This is a genomic window from Candidatus Woesearchaeota archaeon (assembly GCA_016180285.1).
Taxonomy (GTDB): Archaea; Nanobdellota; Nanobdellia; order Woesearchaeales; family JACPBO01; genus JACPBO01.
On record JACPBO010000017.1, the window covers coordinates 779 to 17,142 of the forward strand.

Sequence of the window (16,364 nt, forward strand, 5' to 3'; positions counted from 1 at the left end):
ATCTGAAGGGTAATTTGTTATTGGCGGCTGTTGGAGAGTTGTAGGTTGCAGGGCAAGCTCAGGTGTAAACTAAATCTAGGGGGAGTTTGAAAAGAATCGGATAGTGTTAATTTAATTCAATGGGAGCCTCAATGATTTGCTGGTAGTTTTGCGGGATTATCATAGTGATGGAGGAATATTGTGGTAATGGTGAATCTTTCACCTGCGGGTTCTTATGGCTGTTAGGGTGTGATGGGAGGTTACTAAGAAGATTAGAGCTCCTGTATCTACGGAGAAAAAAATTCAGTTGAATTCGGCAAGACTCCAATTTTCCCTCAGAGAATTGTTGAGGATGCGCTTGAGCATCATAAACTCTTGACCAGAATTGTAAAGAACACTTTGTCTAACCACAAAAGTTTCCTCAGCACGAATGTACTATACACCAAGCGCCTGAATATTCTTGCCGATTTCTTACGATGTCGGGGCGGGATGATGGGGGAGATGACTTGGTGACGCTGTTGTCGAAGCTCCCTGCGGGGCAGGTGGAGTAGATGGAGAAGTATCTTGGTTCCGAGTGTCGGTAGACGGCTGCGTCAGCTCCTATCTGGATGAGTTGGATCAAAAAAGATGTTAAGCTTGCCTTCATTAGCTATTGGTGTAAGCCAGTCCACCATTCCTTGTCTTCTAAGCTCTTTTTTCTCCAGCTCTTTGTCTATTTTTGTTTTCATCTTAGTTCAAGCCGACATACCTTTTAGGCAGATTGCCTGAATCCAGTCGACTTCCAACCCGCCGCGTTGTAAATAAGCCGTTCTTTATGCTGTCGTAGCAAAGTATGACTTCTCCTGCTAGAAACTCTATCCTTGCTCTTGTTATGTCAGATAATTTTTCATCCTGGCACAGCAGAGTAAGCTTGTATGAAAGGTCATAAGCGCTGATGCCCAGAGGGCTTTCCTGCCGTATTTGATCTGCAATCTTTTTGTTAAGGCCTTTTCCTTCATACCTGTCAAAATAATCATTAAGCTCATTGAAAGTGAACCGCTTATCTCTGCTTTCATCGATTTTTCCTTCAAGTTCAGATACTAATGCAGTTGCTTTTATCAGCCCTTTGGCAAGATCGTCATCTCTCCTGTGAATAACCCTGCCAATGCCCCTTTTCATCGCTTTATTAAGAAATATTGTCCAGTTTGAGCATGTACGATTATACCAGCTTATTCCATAGCTTACTGCATCTAACCCAGAGCCGCCATAAACCCCATAATCGCCTGTGTTTAAAACAAGATTTATTCCCTTGAACCTTGTGTTCAGCGGGAAATTGAATTGCAGGCTCTCATTATTGCGGAAGTATCTTATTGCAGGATTTTTTCCAATTAGCTTTGATGCTTCTTTGGCGATCTCTCTTGGGCTTATTTCTATAAAGCTGTCCGTTACAACTGACAATGGCCTGCTTCCTGCAAATCTTAAGTACAGATCTTTATCCGCATTTGTTTGCCGTATTCTCTCTTTTACTTCTTTTTGTGTAAGGCCGTCTTCGCTTGCCCTTATATCAACGCTGCATTTTTGCAGAAATCTTCTGTTTAAAGCTGATGGCACAGTAAGGCCGCCATAAATTATATCTTCATAGCCCGGTTCTCCAAATATTGCTGGCCTTTCTTTAGGCACCCTAATCATTCTTGCCTGTTTTACAGGGATCTTTTCCAAGATTTCAACCATTTTTATCGCCTCCGATATCAATTATCCTGTTGAATAGGGTGCAAAGAAAGCTATATTAATTATTGTGGTGATATAAATCACCATAAAATTTATATATGGGGACCATTTAACCGATATCATGGACGAAAAATTCCTGGAAGACGCTGGCCTGACAAAAACAGAGGCAAAAATTTATCTTGCATTATTGGAGCTCGGCCCTTCATTGGCAGGCGAAATAACAAAAAAATCAGGCATACACAGAAGGAGCGTTTATGACGCAATCGAGCGCCTGATACAAAAAGGCCTTGTTTCCTATTTGAAGACAAATAACAGGAAATATTTTGAAGCTGTGGCTCCGGAAAGATTAAAAGACATTCTGAAGGAAAAGGAAAACAACATAAATTCAATAATGCCTGAGCTTAAACTAAAATATGGTCTGTCAAAAGAAAAGCAGGAAACAGTTTTCTTCAGGGGAAAGCAGGCTTTAAAGGCCATATTTGATGACCAGATAAAAGAGGGAAAAGAAATCCTGATTTTCGGCGCCTCTTCAAATGCAGATGAGATTGTCAAGTACTACTTTCCTCATTATGACCAAGAAAGAATAAGGCACAAAATAAATGTAAAGGCGATCTTTAATGAGAAAATAGGCAAAAAAATACCTTTATGCAAAATAAAATACCTGCCAAAAGAATTCAAGAGCCACGCAGCAACAAACATCTATGGCGATAAGGCTGCAATTATCCTCTGGTCGCAAAACCCCTTTGCAATATTGATCAAAAACAAGGAAATCGCAGAAAGCTATAAAAACTACTTCGAAATCATGTGGAAGATTGCCAAATAAGCGGCTATGGTCTATCGGTATGATGCGAGCTTCCCAGGCAATTTTGCAGAAAGAGCTTGCGAGCCGGGTTCAATTCCCGGTAGCCGCATGAATATGTAACGTACGAATAAACAAAAAATGATTAAAAACATTATTTTTGACTGGTCTGGAACACTTAGTGATGATTGGGATAGCGGCCATGCTGCTGCAATGCGGATTTTCAAAAAATTAGGATTAAAAGTTTTAAGTTCAGAAAAACATAAAAAAGAATTTATCCTGCCGTATATGAATTTTTATAAAAAATATAAGAAGGATATTGGTAAGAAAGAAATTGACAGATTATTCTTCAAAGAAATAAACTCAGTTAATGAGCCAAAACCATTTCCCAAAGCAGAAAAGATATTAAGCTTTTTTAAAACAAAGGGGATTAAGTTGGCCATTTTAAGTTCACACCCGCAGAAAAAACTGGAAAAAGAACTGAAAAACTATGGTTTTCAAAAATTTTTCATAGAAGTAAAAGGAAGCGTGCATGATAAAAGAGAAGCGATATCAGGGATAATGAAAAGAAATAGGTTCAATAATAAAGAGACCGCTTATATAGGGGACATGACTCATGACCTAGATGCAGGCAAAGAAGCAAAAGTAACTGTAATCGCAGTTTCTTGGGGATATCAGCCAAAAGAAAAGCTGTCAAAGGAAAACCCTGATTTCATCATAGATGATTTGGATGAACTTAAAAATGTTATTCGCATAAAATGAAAAAAACCCTAAAAATAAAAAACCGAGAAACAAATTTCAAGTACTTCGACATAATCTTAGGATTATTTGTTGCTGTTTTATTGATCTCAAATATTGCAAGCTCAAAAATCCTGAATTTGGGCCCATTCACCTTTGATGGCGGCACGATCTTGTTCCCATTGGCGTACATCTTCGGCGATGTTCTGACAGAAGTTTACGGCTACAAAAGATCAAGAAAAGTAATCTGGACTGGATTTTTCTCCATAATTCTGGCGAGCATAATTTTCTGGATCGTAGGACTGCTGCCGCCGGCTATTGGCTGGGGAAACCAAAAAGCTTATGATGCAATCCTTGGAGTTGTGCCAAGGATTGTTTTAGGCTCATTAATTGCTTACTTCGCAGGAGAATTCTCAAATTCTTATGTTCTCGCTAAGATGAAAATATGGACAAAAGGAAGATGGCTCTGGGCAAGGACAATCGGATCAACAATAGTCGGAGAGGGCGTTGATACGTTGCTATTCGTCTTGATTGCATTTCTCGGAATTTTGCCTTTATCTCTGTTGATTGCAATAATTATCTCGAACTATATATTCAAAGTGGGAGTTGAAGTTTTATTCACGCCAATAACTTACAAAATTGTCAGATTTTTGAAAATAAAGGAAAATGAAGATTATTATGACCATAAAACAAACTTCAACCCTTTTGCAGCAAAATGAAATTGTCTGATTTTGATTACAGTCTTGACAAAAGCTTTATTGCGCAGCATCCTGCTGAGCCGAAGGACCACTCTAAATTAATGGTTGTAAAAAACAGCAAAATTGAGCACAAGCATTTTTACAATATCATTTGTTATCTGAAAAGAGGCGACGTTCTCGTCATTAATGAAACAAAAGTCCTGCCAAATAAAATTGTCGGGAATAAGATCAGCGGAGGCAAAGCTGAATTTATCATAAATAAAAGCCTGAAAAATAATGTATGCGAATGCCTTATCAAAACAAGAAAGCCAAAAATAGGGTCAGAATTCATTTTTAAAAATAAAATAAAAGGAAAAATAACAAATAAAAAAAATAACCTGTTTGAAGTAAAATTCAATAAGAACATGAATAAAATAATAGAGAAAATCGGAGAACTCCCGACTCCGCCATATGTTAAAAGCAAAATAAGGAAAGACAGCGAATACCAGACTATCTATTCCAAAGCAAAAGGATCATTGGCAGCGCCGACTGCGGGCCTGCATTTTACAAAAAACCTGTTAAAAAAACTAAAAAACAAGGGAGTTAAAATAGCAAGATTGACATTGCACATTTCTTTCAGCACATTTTCGCACATAAGGGAAGGGGATTTTACAAAGCACAGGATGGAGCCGGAATATTTTTCAATCAGCAAAAAGAATGCAGAAATAATAAACAAAAGAAAAGGAAGGTTGTTCGTTGTCGGAACAACTTCATTAAAAGCTCTGGAATCTTTGAACAAAAATAAAAAAATAATTGCCAGATCAGGATATTCAAATCTGTTCATTTACCCGGGTTATAAATTTAAAAACAAGGTTGACGGCTTCATAACTAACTTTCATCTTCCGAAATCTTCTTTGTTGCTGTTAACCTGCGCATTTTATGGGAGAAAAAACATTCTGAAGGCCTATAAAGAAGCGATAAAAAACAATTACAGGTTTTTCAGCTTTGGAGATGCAATGCTGCTTCTCAAAGAAAACTCGCATCCACAATATCTCTGCCTGTAAAGATCATGTTTCTTAGCTAATTCGACAGAATGCTTAAACCCGTCTTTTTTCTTGAAATCAATATCCAAAAATCGTATTTCCCCGGTTTCAAGATTTTTCCCAATTTCAAAAATCTTCTTTGAATCCTTGTGCGGGCTTATAGTTAGTGTTGTTGTAAAGCAGTCAAAGCCCAATTCCCTGGCTTTTTCAGCAGTTTTCCTTAGATTGAATTCAAAGCATTTCCAGCATCTCTTGCCTCTTTCTGGCTCATTCTCAAGGCCTTTGACAAACTCAAGCCATTCTTTATGCTTATAGTCATCAAAAACTATTTTTAGATCAGAAACTTCTGCAATCTTCTTTGCATTCTCAGACCGTTTATCAAATTCTTCTTCAGGGCAAATATTTGAATTGGAAAAAAATAAAACTAAATCATACCTTGATTTCAGAAATTCAATTGCATGCGTCGAGCATGGCGCGCAGCAGACATGCAGCAGTAATTTTTCCATAATGGCAGAAATTCAAATCGTTATTTAAACTTTTCATTAATTTCTTCTTCAGGGAGCGGATCAACTGTCTCAAACATTGCTTTCAGCCCGGTTTTTAAGGAAACATTGTCAGATATCTGCGAATGCACATAAGGATGTATAAGCCATTTTGTATCCAAGTTTGAAAACGGATTCACAAAATAAAAAACAAGCCCCTTAAACTTGGAAAATTCATTGAAGTGCTTTGCAAAAAAATCAAAATTCTCTTTTGTATTGAATGTGACAACGCCTTTATTCTCTCCAATCTTCTGCATCAGCCCGTCATTCAGCTTCGGCTCTGCCAGATAAGCAACTTCTTTGTCCTTGAATTTAATTGTTAGCGGATTTTCAATTATTTCTGTGATGTTTCTGGTCAAAACATCTTTGTGCTTTGCAAAATTGATGATCCAGTCTTTAAGGAAATCATTCGGAGTCATATCCCGGAAAATTTGAACGGTATTTATAAACTTTAATAGAAATCAAATAGTGATGAATAATTTACTCGTTCTCAACTCTTGGCGCAAGTATGAACGCAAGCTCAACCTTATTGATTGTCCTGTAATCAAGCTTCAAAGGATAATCCTTGTTGAACTGTATCAAAACCTCATCTGCTATTTTAGAGCCGCCGATCATCTTTTTAAGGTACTCTATTGAATACTTTGCCTTTACATTATCTTTCGCATCAGAAATTATTTTAATTTCATCAGCCGGCTTTATTTCAATCCTCGCTTTTGACAAGTCGCCTTCAGCAGAAACAACAAATTTCCCCGACTCAAGCGCAAAGCTCACTGACTCGCCGACAACATCAACATCATCTATTGCGTCATTTAAAACATTGCACGGCATTTTTATTGAAATTGGAAAAGCCAGCTCAGGGATTCTTTGCTCTCTCTCTTCTATATCGATGACAGGCAGCGAGAACACCCTTGTAGATGCGCTTTTTAATGTTATCTTCAGGCGGTTGTCGGAATCTAGCTCCATTGTAAGCATATCAGAAGGGCCTGCTCTCCTCAATATCTGCTTCAGATTGCTCATGTTGATTGCAAACTCCGTGGTTCCCTTCGCATCATACTCAACAAAAGAGCTGCTCAGCAGCTTATAAATAACCATTGCAACATTTGCAGGGTCCATTGCAATCAGTTCAATTGCATCCTTTGTAACCTTGAAGCGGGCTTCGTTAACAAGATCAGAAATTATAGCTATGCTTTCCTTAAGGTATTTCGGCTCAGCAAGTGTAAGTTTCATTTTATCCCCCTGGGTTGATGTTATATCAAACTTCTTTAAATAGATTTCGCTTTTACAAAGAAAGCTTACTGCCATTCTGCATTAAATGAGCATTCTCCTTTTTGTACCCCATTTCAATTGACAAGTCTATCAAAGAAGAAAGCATCGAAGGCTCTCCGTGCGCGGGGATTACATGCTTGGGCTTTACAAGATTTATCATATCCCTTAAGTCTTCCCTTGCAGCATGGCCGCTTACATGAATGTCTGTGAAAATCCTGCATCCAAGCTCTCTTAATTTCTTCTCGAGAATTGCCCTGTTTTCAATGTTTGTTGGGGTAGGAATGACTCTCGCAGAAAAAATAACGTGATCTTCCGAATCAAAAATAAACGGCGTTTTCAGGTCAGCCATTCTCGACAATGTCGATTTAAGCTCGCCTTGATGGCCAGTTACAACCAAAAGATATTTTTCCTTGCCTTTTTTCATTATTTCGTTTAATTTTCTCTTCACCTTGCTGCCAAATTTTACTATTTCAGCATCTTTTGAGAAATAAGCCAGTCCAATATCTTCTGCTGCATAGCTGTACTTTGCCAGGCTTCTTCCAAGAAAAACAATCTTTCTGTTCATTTTCCTTCCAAATTCAATTATCGACTTAAGCCTCGCAATATGGCTTGAAAAAGTTGTGATAACAACAGCTTTTCCTCTTGAGTTTGTGCCAAGCATAACGTCTTTAAGCATTTGCTGCGCAACTGATTCTGAAGGCATTTTTTGCGCCAAAGAAGCGTATGTTGAATCGACAATTAAAGCAAAAACTCCTTCCTTGCCAAGTTCTTCTAACCTTTCAAAATTCGGCTTCTGCCCTGATGTCGGGTATAAATCAAACTTAAAGTCATTAGCATATAAAATAACGCCTTCTTTAGTGTGCAATGCAACAATTATTGTCTGGGGGGTGGAATGTGTTACATTTATAAATTCAACAGTAATGTCTTCTGATAATTTTATTTTTGAATTTATGTTTAAGGATTTTATTTCATTTCTTAAATTTATTTTTTCATCCCTCATGATTGCCTTTATAACGGCTGCCGTGAATGGCGTGCATATGATTGGAGCGTCATACTTATTGGAGCAGTATGGGATGGCGCCAACATGGTCCAGATGCGCGTGGCTTGGAATAATCGCTATAACTTTTTTTCTTAAATCATATATCAGCATATCGTCAGGAACAGCCCCTGCCTTTCTAAGGTCTGATTCTTTTAAATTTTCAATATCCTCATCTTGCGTGTATTTTATATAGCTGTCCAGGTGTATGCCCATATCAAGAATAACAATTTCATCTCCGACTTTGATGGCAGTCATATTCTTTCCAACTTCATTATAGCCGCCAATTGCAAAAATCTCAACCATTCATGCATTAAAAGAAACAGCATCTTTATAAACTTTATTTAATTTAAAATGATAATGCCCGCATCAAAATAGAAATCTTTATAAATAAACAACCTTTCCCCTCTTTATCCAAAAATAAACATCACCTCCAAAAAAAGTTTCTGCTTTTTAAATGCACAATTACCATGTATGCTCGATATTGGTATCGGGCATGAATTAGGGCAATGATATTGACAAGTTAGTCTGCGATTAACTATAATTTCCGTTTATCCTGCGGAAGATCGCTGCTATTAGGGTTCGACTAAGCCATGCAAGTCTTGGGATTCGCAAGAGTCCCGGCAGACTGCTCAGTAACACGTCGATAATCTGCCTTATGGTCAGGGATAACCTCGAGAAATTGAGGGTAATACCTGGCAGGGGATTGAGGCTGGAATGCGCCTTCTCTGAAATGCAAAGCCATAAGATGAGTCGGCGGCTGATTAGGTTGTTGGTGAGGTAATGTATTTCTGAAGGAAACAATAAAACTCCGTCAGAATTTTATACGCTCACCAAGCCGGAGATCAGTAGGGGTCTTGAGAGAGATAGCCCCGAGAAGGGCACTGAGATACTGGCCCTAGCTCCACGGAGTGCAGCAGGCGCGAAAACTTTACACTACGCGAAAGCGTGATAAGGGGACCCTAAGTGCTTATGTTTTTACATAGGCTTTTGCCAAGAGCAAAAATCTTGGAGAATAAGTGGTGGGCAAGACTGGTGCCAGCCGCCGCGGTAATCCCAGCACCACAAGTGGCGATCATAATTATTTGGCTTAAAGCGTCCGTAGCTGGTTTGATAAATCTTTTGTGAAATTGTTAGGCTCAACTTAACAACGTGCAGAAGACACTATCAGACTAGGGATTGGGAAGAGTCAGAAGTATTCAATGGGGAGCGGTAAAATGCTATAATCCATTGAAGACTACCTGTGGCGAAGGCGTCTGACTAGAACAACTCCGACAGTGAGGGACGAAAGCTGAGGGAGCGATCCGGATTAGATACGAGAAATTTTCTTATAAAAATTTCTGGAGTTAGACTCGTAAATTTCGCTGTTAAACTACAATTACGAGTTGAATCTGGAAGTAGTGGAAATTTACTCGCTAACTACCCGAGTAGTCTCAGCTGTAAACTCTGCGAGCCAGGTGTTGCATATTCTTCGGGAATATGCAGTGTCGTAACGAAGGTGCTAAGCTCGCCGCCTGGGAAGTATAGTCGCAAGACCGAAACTTAAAGGAATTGGCGGGGGAGCACTACAAGGGGTGCGGCGTGCGGTTCAATCGAATTCAACACCGAAAATCTCACCAGAACCGACGGCAGGATGAAAGTCAGGCTGAAGACCTTACTTAACAAGCCGAGAGGTAGCGCATGGCCGTCGCCAGCTCGTGCTGTGAAGTGTCCTCTTAAGTGAGGTAACGAGCGAGACCTGTACCTACAATTGCTAACGAATTATGTGATCGAGCACATTGTAGGGACTGCCTTGGAAACAAGGAGGAAGGTGCAGGCAACGGTAGGTCTGTATGCTCCGAATGCTCTGGGCTACACGCGCGCAACAATGGTAGGGACAATGGGCTGCGACTCCGAAAGGAGAAGCTAAACCTCTAAACCCTATCTTGGTCCAGATCGAGGAATGTAAGTGTCCTCGTGACGTTGGAATCCCTAGTAATCGGACGTCAACAGCGTCCGGTGAACATGTCCCTGCTCCTTGCACACACCGCCCGTCAAACCATCCGAGCAGAGTCTAGATGAGGTTTGGTTTATTGATTAAATCGAATCTAGGCCCAGTGAGGAGGGTTAAGTCGTCACAAGGTAACTGTAGGGGAACCTGCGGTTGGATCACCTCCTTTTTATTTTTATATTGTCGATGTATCATTGCCCTAAAATTCATAATATGGGCCCGTAGCTCAGACTGGTAGAGCATCGCCCTTGCATAATATTAAAGAAAGGCGGGGGCCTCGGGTTCAAAAAATCACGTTTATTATGGCCCAGCGGACCATTTTTGAAAGTCCCGACGGGTCCATTTTTAATCAGATATTCGGTATTGTAATATCGAATATTAAAGGTAGAAAAATTACATCTTAATCCTAGTGTAATGATTATGAAGCCATGCATAGAGTGTTCAGAAAAATGTTATTAGGTGAAGGACTCGGCTCTAACGCCGAAGAAGGATGCGACAAGCTGCATTAAGCTCTGGCTAGCTGCATGTAAGCTTTGAACCAGAGATCTCTGAATGAGACTTCTCATTAGATCCGAAAGGATCGGGAACGCAGGGAATTGAAACGTCTTAGTACCTGCAGGAAAAGAAATCAACGAGATGCTGTTAATAAGAGCGACTGAAAACAGCAAAGAGCAAACTGAATCTTTTATTGAAAGATAAAAGAGATGTGGTGTTGAAGACTGCCTTTTAGTCCTACTGTTTGACTTGAACTCTTCTGGAAAGGAGGGCGCAACAGGGTGATAGTCCCGTAAAGGTAAAACAGAGGATGTGGCAGTATCTTGAGTACTGTTTACCGGATACTAAACAGGAATTTGGGTGGCATCAACATCCAACTCTAAACACGTATAGAGTCCGATAGCGTAGAAGTACAACGATGGAAAGTTGAAAAGAACCCTTAACAGGAAGTTAAAAGAACCTGAAACCTAATAACAATAGTGGGGTGCGGCTCTTAGGAGTTGCACCATGCGTTTCGAATAACGTGCCAGGGAGTGCATTTGAGTGGCAAGGGTAATCTTAAAAAGAGAACCCGAAGCGAAAGCAATTGCCCGCAAGCAATGAGGGGCAAGGTGTGAAAGTGCCTTTAGTCACTTGAGTGCGACCCGAAGCCAGACGATCTAACCCAGGGTAAGGCGAAGCGGGGGTAAAACCTCGTGGAGGCCTGCAACTCTGCTACGAGCAAGTGCTATCCTAACCTTGGGCTAGGGGTGAAAAGCCAATCGAGTCTGGTGATAGCTGGTTCCTGCTGAAGTTGGCCGCAGTCAAGTCTCAGGTGAGACAGCTAAGATGGTAGAGGTACGGATTTTGGATTTAGGCTTCGAAAGAAGTCGGTCCTCTGTCCAACTCCGAATATTTTAGCGTCTAAGACCTTGGGAAACGGGGATTCGGGGTAAACTTGAATTCCGAGAGGGGAACAACCCAGACTATAGTTAAGGTCCCAAAAACCAATTAAGTGTTATAGGCTGAAGAGCGTCAATAGTCTAAGACAGCGAGGAGGTTGGCTCAGAAGCAGCCACCCTATAATAAGTGCGTAACAGCTTACTCGTCAAGACTATTGGCCTCCAAAATGGACGGGGCTAAATTGGTTACCGATACTATAGACCATCTTCGGATGTGTGGTAAGCAGGCGTTCTATGAGGGCAGAAATATTCTCGCGAGAGGATGTGGACCTCATAGAAATGAAAATCCTGGCGTCAGTAGGATCATAGCAGTGTTAGAATCACTGCCACTGAAAGGGCAAGGGTTCCTTGACAATGCAAATCAGTCAAGGGTAAGTTAGTCCTAACTAATCTCCCAATTGGAGTGTATTAGGAAAGGGAAAAAGGTTAATATTCCTTTACTGTTCGAGTATGTGCGGCAACGCAAGTTCAGTTTCTGAAATTTTTGGCTGGACCAACATGGTTATTTATCATGCCAATCAGAATAAATCTGGGGAGTATCGTAACGATGAGAACCAGATTAAATCTGAGATGAGTATTCCTATGGAATATTTGGTTTAGGCCAGGAGTCCATGAAAAAGGAACTGAAAAAAATCTTGAATAACTATACCCAGAACCAGCACAGGTGCCCCTAGGTGAGTAGCCTAAAGTGTGAAGGATTAATTCAATTGAGGGAACTCGGCAAATTAGCCCCGTAGCTTAGGTAGAAGGGGTCCCTGCGGTCGTGCTGCATAAGTGCGATTGCAAGGTGCAATAACAAGGAGGGTCCGACTGTTTAACAAAAACTTAGCTTTCCGCTAGCCCGCAAGGGTGCGTATGGAAGGTGACGTCTGCCCAATGCTTGTATCTCAAACCTCTATTCAAGGAGGCTAAGGACAGGTCAATGGCGGGAGTAACTATAACTCTCTTAAGGTGATTTTGTCGCCTTAATAAAATCTGGCTATTTGCTGGAAAATCCGAGAATCTCACACTACCAGTGGACAAGTGTGCGCATAAAGCTTATAAAGCTGAATGCGCAAGTGTTATTGGTGAAAATGTGATGAGTGCGGACAATCAGCAGGAAAGACTAGATGATAAGTGGATCACAGGGTTTGTCGATGGAGAAGGTTGTTTTTATGTAGCCATAAACAAGCTACCAAAAATGACTCTAGGTTGGCAAGTTCTTCCCGAATTCAGAGTTGTTCAGCATCAGCGTGATGAACAAGTGCTTCATAAGTTGAAATTATTTTTTGGCTTTGGAAGCGTTGAAAGAAATCACGATGAGCGAAAAGAGTTCAGAGTAAGGGGAATCGAAAACTTGAATAAATTGATAAAATTTTTCAAGGAAAATCCTCTTGAAACTTCGAAGAAAAGAAGCTTTGAAATCTTTGCTCAAATCATCGAATTGATGAACAGCAAACAGCATCTGACAAAGGAAGGATTACATGAAATTGCTAACTTGGCTTCTCAGATGAACCGACAAGTCAAAAGAAATCTAGAATCCTCAGAGACTATATGCCGGAACTCCAAACAGGAGTAAGATATAGTCCGACCCTAACAGCGATGTTAGGAGCTGTGCAGAAATGCGCAGCCGCCTCTAAGAGGCCATTAAAGTAACAGATGTGAGCGAAATACCTTGTCGTTTGAATGACGACGCGCATGAATGACGTAACGAGATCCTCACTGTCCCCAATTGAAGTCCTCTGAACACTCTTTTCTGGTGTAAAAGCCAGAGATTTCCAGTGGGAAGTGAAGACCCCGTGAAACTTTACTGTAGTCTGTTGTTGCAACGTGAGTTTTGGTGTATAGCGTAAGTGGGAGTCGTTTGAAGCTTAATCGTTAGGTTAAGTGTAGACGCCAATGTAACACCACTCATTAAGACTTACGTCGCTAATTAACGAAAGTTAAAACAGCGATAGATAGACAGTTTGGCTGGGGTGGCACTCTGCTGAAAAAGTATCAGCAGAGCCCAATGGCTGACTCATTCGGGTCAGAAATCCGAAGTTGAGTGCGAGGGCAAAAGTCAGCCTGATTGGATTTCCACTAAGAAAGAATCCAAACATGAAAGTGTGGCCTAGCGAACCTCTATGTCCTCCTTGCTGGGGGCTAGAGATGACCGAAAAGTTACTCCGGGGATAACAGAGTCGTCGCGCCTGAGAGTTCACATCGACGGCGCGGCTTGCTACATCGATGTCGGCTCTACCTATCCTGGCCGTGCAGAAGCGGCCAAGGGTGCGGGTGTTCACCGATTAAAAGGGATCGTGAGCTGGGTTCAGAACGTTGTGAGACAGTTTGTTTAATATCTACTGGAAATGCTTTGTGTCTGAAAGGAAGAATGCTCTAGTACGAGAGGAACGGGCATTCGAAGCCTCTGGTGAATCAGTTGTCTGCAAAGGCACGCTGAACAGCTACGCTTTTAAGGGATAAGAGCTGAAAGCATCTAAGCTCGAAGCCCTCCTTGAAAATAGACACAATGAACACAAGCAAAAGACTTGTTCAATGGAATCGGTGTGTACGTGCAAAGCTTCGGCAATGCATTCAGCATGCGATTTCCAACAGTTCGACTTTGAATACTCTATGCATGGTTATTCTTTATTTTTTTAAAAATTATTTTGATAGTGTGAACTACGATTTCTAAATCTGTCGGGCAAAGTTTTATATACGTGTCAATACTCCATAAGCGCCATGATATCGGTCGCATTAGCTGATTATCCTTTGGAGCATATTGATGAATTTGAAGGCGATTTCATACAGCTTATCAGGATGACAATTGAACTCGACAGGGAGCTTGGCGTTGTTGATGAAAGAGTTACACGCAATATTCCGATTTGTAAGAAATATGTTGAGCTATTTAACAATAAATACAGCGGGTTGGTTGCTAAGTTCAAAGAATCTGACACAGAACCGATTCTAAGATTGTTTATTCATAATGAGAAAAGTATAAAGAGAATTTTTGACGAAGTTATTGCTAAGGTAGAGCCTGACGGCGCAATAGTTCCTATAATTGAGGGCTTAGAGTCTATTGGCTCTGATATTCTTGAGATGGACAGTATCAAGGACAAGAACGATTTTATGCTCGAGTACAATATGATAAAAAATAAGCTCTATGTGCGGTATTGTTGCGGTAAGGAGAGCATATTTCTAAAATACAGTAAAGATGCAGACATGGTAGAGCTCATATATGATCCTATGCAGCTTATTAAAATGCACTCGCATTCATCAACATTTATAATCTGCTGCTATTATGCATTGCGTGACAAATGGAAGCCCGGTCTTGATATACTGGGCGCTTCTGTCAAGTTTTCATCCAGCGTATCGGCTTCTGGCGGTATAACTGGCAGGCCTTTAAGATAATTCCGCGTAATTAACAATACTTTTTTAAATTCATTTATTTTCTTGCATTATAATGATCTGTCTCGGAATAGAATCAACTGCGCATACTTTTAGCGCAGGCGTAATAGGTGAAAAAGGAAAAATATTGGCGAATGTTAAAGACAGCTATACAACTGAGAAAGGCGGAATACATCCGAAGGAAGCGAAAGAGCATCATTTAAGGGTTAAGGATAAGGTTGTTGGCGATGCCTTGCTAAAAGCAAATATTTCTCTGAAAGATATTGATTTGATTTCATTTTCACAAGGCCCTGGTCTTGCTCCATGCCTTATTGTCGGAATGGAAAAGTCAAAAGAGCTTTCGAGAAAATTAAATGTTCCTCTTGTCGGAGTAAATCACTGCATATGCCATCTCGAGATTGGAAAGCTGTTGACAAAATCCAAAGACCCGGTTCTGCTTTATGTTTCAGGCGCAAATACGCAGGTTATTGCCTATGAAGGCGGCAAATACAGGATTTTTGGAGAAACACTTGATAATGGCGTCGGTAATTTCATCGATGCCTTTGCCCGCGAGCTTGGGCTTGGCTTTCCAGGCGGTCCGAAGATTTATGAGCTTGCATTAAAAGGCAAGAAATATATTGAGCTGCCTTACTGTGTTAAGGGAATGGACATTTCAGTCGGAGGGATTTTAACAAATTTAAAGCAAAAGATAAAATCCGGAGAATTCATCAAAGAAGATTTGGCTTATTCATGCCAGGAAACTGTTTTTTCAATGCTTGTTGAAGTTGCAGAAAGGGCAATGGCGCATTGCGGTAAAAATGAGCTGCTTCTTGGCGGCGGAGTAGCGTGCAATAAAAGATTGCAGGAGATGTGCATTAAGATGTGCAATGACAGAAAGAGCAATTGTTTTATTCCGCCAAATGATGTTCTCACAGACAATGGCCTCATGATCGCCTGGCAAGGGATCTTGGAAAGAAAGAAAGCAACTAAAGATTTAGATAAGATCGACATCAGGCCTTATTGGAGGACAGATCAAGTGGATGTGGATTGGAGATAATATGAATGAAAAATATAAGGGAGTAATTATTGAAGAAAGTTTAGAAAATAATAAAGTCCTCAACGATTTAGAAATTATCAAATTAAAAATCACAAAAGAAGAAATTCCATCTGAAAGGCGGCATCTTTATACTGTAAAAGTTTCAAAAAATGACATTGAAAATTTGTCTAAAAATATTAAACCAAAATGGTATATGCATTTTTGGAAAGGAAGAAATATTATTGTTATTTTTAAAAATAAAAAATTTGAGTTCAATTATGATAATAAAGCGACTTGGAAACCTGCTATCGAATATGGATTATTGTTGGGCATTCCAAAAAAACAATTGGATTTTCCTATAGATTGAGTATTAAAAATCTAACTCACCAAAACCTTAAAAATCCTCTTTTCTTCTTTTTGATTGATTTCGGATTTGATCTTTTTATTGCTTTTTTATTCTTTACTTTTTGCTTCTTCGCCTTTGCTTTTTTAATATTCTTTTTTGCTTTTTTAGAAACATTTGATTTTTTTGCCTTGTCAGTTTTAGCTTCTGTTTTGCTCAATGGCTTCAGGATTTCAGATGCCTGCTCATACTTTGCCTGCTGCTCAGGAGTCAACTCTGTGAATATGGCTCCGCAGTCCTGGCAGATGATTTCGGCTGCCTTTTCATTATAGAAGATATTATCAGTGCCGCACTCCGGGCAAAATTTAATTTCATCAAGCCTTACTGCCATATTACTCACCCCTTACAGGCTATCTTTTACAGC

At 40.2% G+C, this 16,364-nt stretch carries 13 protein-coding genes, 2 tRNA genes and 2 rRNA genes; 11 read left to right on the plus strand and 6 right to left on the minus strand.

The genetic code is table 11. The features are described 5' to 3' along the window. Nucleotides 1-708: 708 nt before the first annotated feature. A complete protein-coding gene (locus HYU07_03825) occupies nt 709-1,689 on the minus strand; it encodes a hypothetical protein (protein ID MBI2129345.1) in 981 nt (326 codons plus the stop codon). A 118-nt stretch (nt 1,690-1,807) separates the two neighbouring features. Here HYU07_03825 and HYU07_03830 point away from each other — a divergent pair, with 118 nt between their 5' ends. The 5 genes from HYU07_03830 (at nt 1,808) to queA (ending at nt 4,964) form a co-directional block, all read left to right on the plus strand. Further along, the gene (locus HYU07_03830) at nt 1,808-2,509 is read left to right on the plus strand and encodes a hypothetical protein (GenBank protein MBI2129346.1); all 702 of its coding nucleotides are present in this window, start codon (nt 1,808-1,810) and stop codon (nt 2,507-2,509) included. Next, nucleotides 2,510-2,597 (plus strand) — tRNA-Gly (locus HYU07_03835). A 29-nt stretch (nt 2,598-2,626) separates the two neighbouring features. Then, nucleotides 2,627-3,247 (plus strand): HAD family hydrolase, encoded by a 621-nt coding sequence (locus tag HYU07_03840; protein MBI2129347.1) that lies wholly within the window; start codon nt 2,627-2,629, stop codon nt 3,245-3,247. Further along, nucleotides 3,244-3,942: a queuosine precursor transporter gene (locus HYU07_03845; GenBank protein ID MBI2129348.1), complete on the plus strand. Its 699-nt coding sequence runs from the start codon at nt 3,244-3,246 to the stop codon at nt 3,940-3,942. The genes HYU07_03840 and HYU07_03845 overlap by 4 nt, the downstream gene beginning before the upstream one ends. After that, a complete protein-coding gene (gene queA, locus HYU07_03850; GenBank protein ID MBI2129349.1) occupies nt 3,939-4,964 on the plus strand; it encodes a tRNA preQ1(34) S-adenosylmethionine ribosyltransferase-isomerase QueA in 1,026 nt (341 codons plus the stop codon). The genes HYU07_03845 and queA overlap by 4 nt, the downstream gene beginning before the upstream one ends. Here queA and HYU07_03855 read toward each other — a convergent pair. From HYU07_03855 to HYU07_03870, 4 genes are all read right to left on the minus strand, one after another. Continuing rightward, the gene (locus HYU07_03855) at nt 4,889-5,449 is read right to left on the minus strand and encodes an epoxyqueuosine reductase QueH (protein ID MBI2129350.1); all 561 of its coding nucleotides are present in this window, start codon (nt 5,447-5,449) and stop codon (nt 4,889-4,891) included. The genes queA and HYU07_03855 overlap by 76 nt on opposite strands. Before the next feature lie 20 nt (nt 5,450-5,469). Beyond that, on the minus strand, nt 5,470-5,904 hold the full coding sequence (locus HYU07_03860) for a hypothetical protein (GenBank protein MBI2129351.1): 435 nt from the start codon (nt 5,902-5,904) through the stop codon (nt 5,470-5,472). A gap of 61 nt (nt 5,905-5,965) precedes the next feature. After that, the gene (pcn, locus tag HYU07_03865) at nt 5,966-6,712 is read right to left on the minus strand and encodes a proliferating cell nuclear antigen (pcna) (protein ID MBI2129352.1); all 747 of its coding nucleotides are present in this window, start codon (nt 6,710-6,712) and stop codon (nt 5,966-5,968) included. 52 nt (nt 6,713-6,764) lie between these two features. Next, nucleotides 6,765-8,093 (minus strand): RNase J family beta-CASP ribonuclease, encoded by a 1,329-nt coding sequence (locus HYU07_03870; protein MBI2129353.1) that lies wholly within the window; start codon nt 8,091-8,093, stop codon nt 6,765-6,767. Between the two features lie 235 nt (nt 8,094-8,328). Between HYU07_03870 and HYU07_03875 the strand changes: the two genes are divergently transcribed. The 6 genes from HYU07_03875 to HYU07_03900 all read left to right on the plus strand — a co-directional run bounded on the left by HYU07_03875 (nt 8,329) and on the right by HYU07_03900 (nt 15,964). Beyond that, a 16S ribosomal RNA gene (locus HYU07_03875) occupies nt 8,329-9,945 on the plus strand. Nucleotides 9,946-9,992: 47 nt separating this feature from the next. Continuing rightward, a tRNA-Ala gene (locus HYU07_03880) sits at nt 9,993-10,119 on the plus strand. A gap of 116 nt (nt 10,120-10,235) precedes the next feature. Further along, a 23S ribosomal RNA gene (locus HYU07_03885) occupies nt 10,236-13,701 on the plus strand. The 16S and 23S rRNA genes sit together here with 1 tRNA gene alongside, the layout of an rRNA operon. Before the next feature lie 215 nt (nt 13,702-13,916). Further along, nucleotides 13,917-14,585, plus strand: coding sequence for a hypothetical protein (locus HYU07_03890; GenBank protein ID MBI2129354.1), 669 nt, complete (start codon nt 13,917-13,919; stop codon nt 14,583-14,585). 52 nt (nt 14,586-14,637) lie between these two features. Next, nucleotides 14,638-15,618 (plus strand): bifunctional N(6)-L-threonylcarbamoyladenine synthase/serine/threonine protein kinase, encoded by a 981-nt coding sequence (locus tag HYU07_03895; GenBank protein MBI2129355.1) that lies wholly within the window; start codon nt 14,638-14,640, stop codon nt 15,616-15,618. Next, complete coding sequence (locus tag HYU07_03900) at nt 15,602-15,964, plus strand: hypothetical protein (protein ID MBI2129356.1); 363 nt, start codon at nt 15,602-15,604, stop codon at nt 15,962-15,964. The genes HYU07_03895 and HYU07_03900 overlap by 17 nt, the downstream gene beginning before the upstream one ends. A gap of 16 nt (nt 15,965-15,980) precedes the next feature. On the opposite strand, the gene HYU07_03905 is transcribed toward HYU07_03900, so the two are convergent. Beyond that, on the minus strand, nt 15,981-16,331 hold the full coding sequence (locus HYU07_03905) for a hypothetical protein (protein ID MBI2129357.1): 351 nt from the start codon (nt 16,329-16,331) through the stop codon (nt 15,981-15,983). Between the last annotated feature and the right edge of the window lie 33 nt (nt 16,332-16,364).

Coding starts and splice junctions, on each gene's coding strand:
- HYU07_03825 (MBI2129345.1), bottom strand. CDS start 1,689: ATGGTTGAAATCTTGGAAAAGATCCCTGTAAAACAGGCAAGAATGATT.
- HYU07_03830 (MBI2129346.1), top strand. CDS start 1,808: ATGGACGAAAAATTCCTGGAAGACGCTGGCCTGACAAAAACAGAGGCA.
- HYU07_03840 (MBI2129347.1), top strand. CDS start 2,627: ATGATTAAAAACATTATTTTTGACTGGTCTGGAACACTTAGTGATGAT.
- HYU07_03845 (MBI2129348.1), top strand. CDS start 3,244: ATGAAAAAAACCCTAAAAATAAAAAACCGAGAAACAAATTTCAAGTAC.
- queA (MBI2129349.1), top strand. CDS start 3,939: ATGAAATTGTCTGATTTTGATTACAGTCTTGACAAAAGCTTTATTGCG.
- HYU07_03855 (MBI2129350.1), bottom strand. CDS start 5,449: ATGGAAAAATTACTGCTGCATGTCTGCTGCGCGCCATGCTCGACGCAT.
- HYU07_03860 (MBI2129351.1), bottom strand. CDS start 5,904: ATGACTCCGAATGATTTCCTTAAAGACTGGATCATCAATTTTGCAAAG.
- pcn (MBI2129352.1), bottom strand. CDS start 6,712: ATGAAACTTACACTTGCTGAGCCGAAATACCTTAAGGAAAGCATAGCT.
- HYU07_03870 (MBI2129353.1), bottom strand. CDS start 8,093: ATGGTTGAGATTTTTGCAATTGGCGGCTATAATGAAGTTGGAAAGAAT.
- HYU07_03890 (MBI2129354.1), top strand. CDS start 13,917: ATGATATCGGTCGCATTAGCTGATTATCCTTTGGAGCATATTGATGAA.
- HYU07_03895 (MBI2129355.1), top strand. CDS start 14,638: ATGATCTGTCTCGGAATAGAATCAACTGCGCATACTTTTAGCGCAGGC.
- HYU07_03900 (MBI2129356.1), top strand. CDS start 15,602: ATGTGGATTGGAGATAATATGAATGAAAAATATAAGGGAGTAATTATT.
- HYU07_03905 (MBI2129357.1), bottom strand. CDS start 16,331: ATGGCAGTAAGGCTTGATGAAATTAAATTTTGCCCGGAGTGCGGCACT.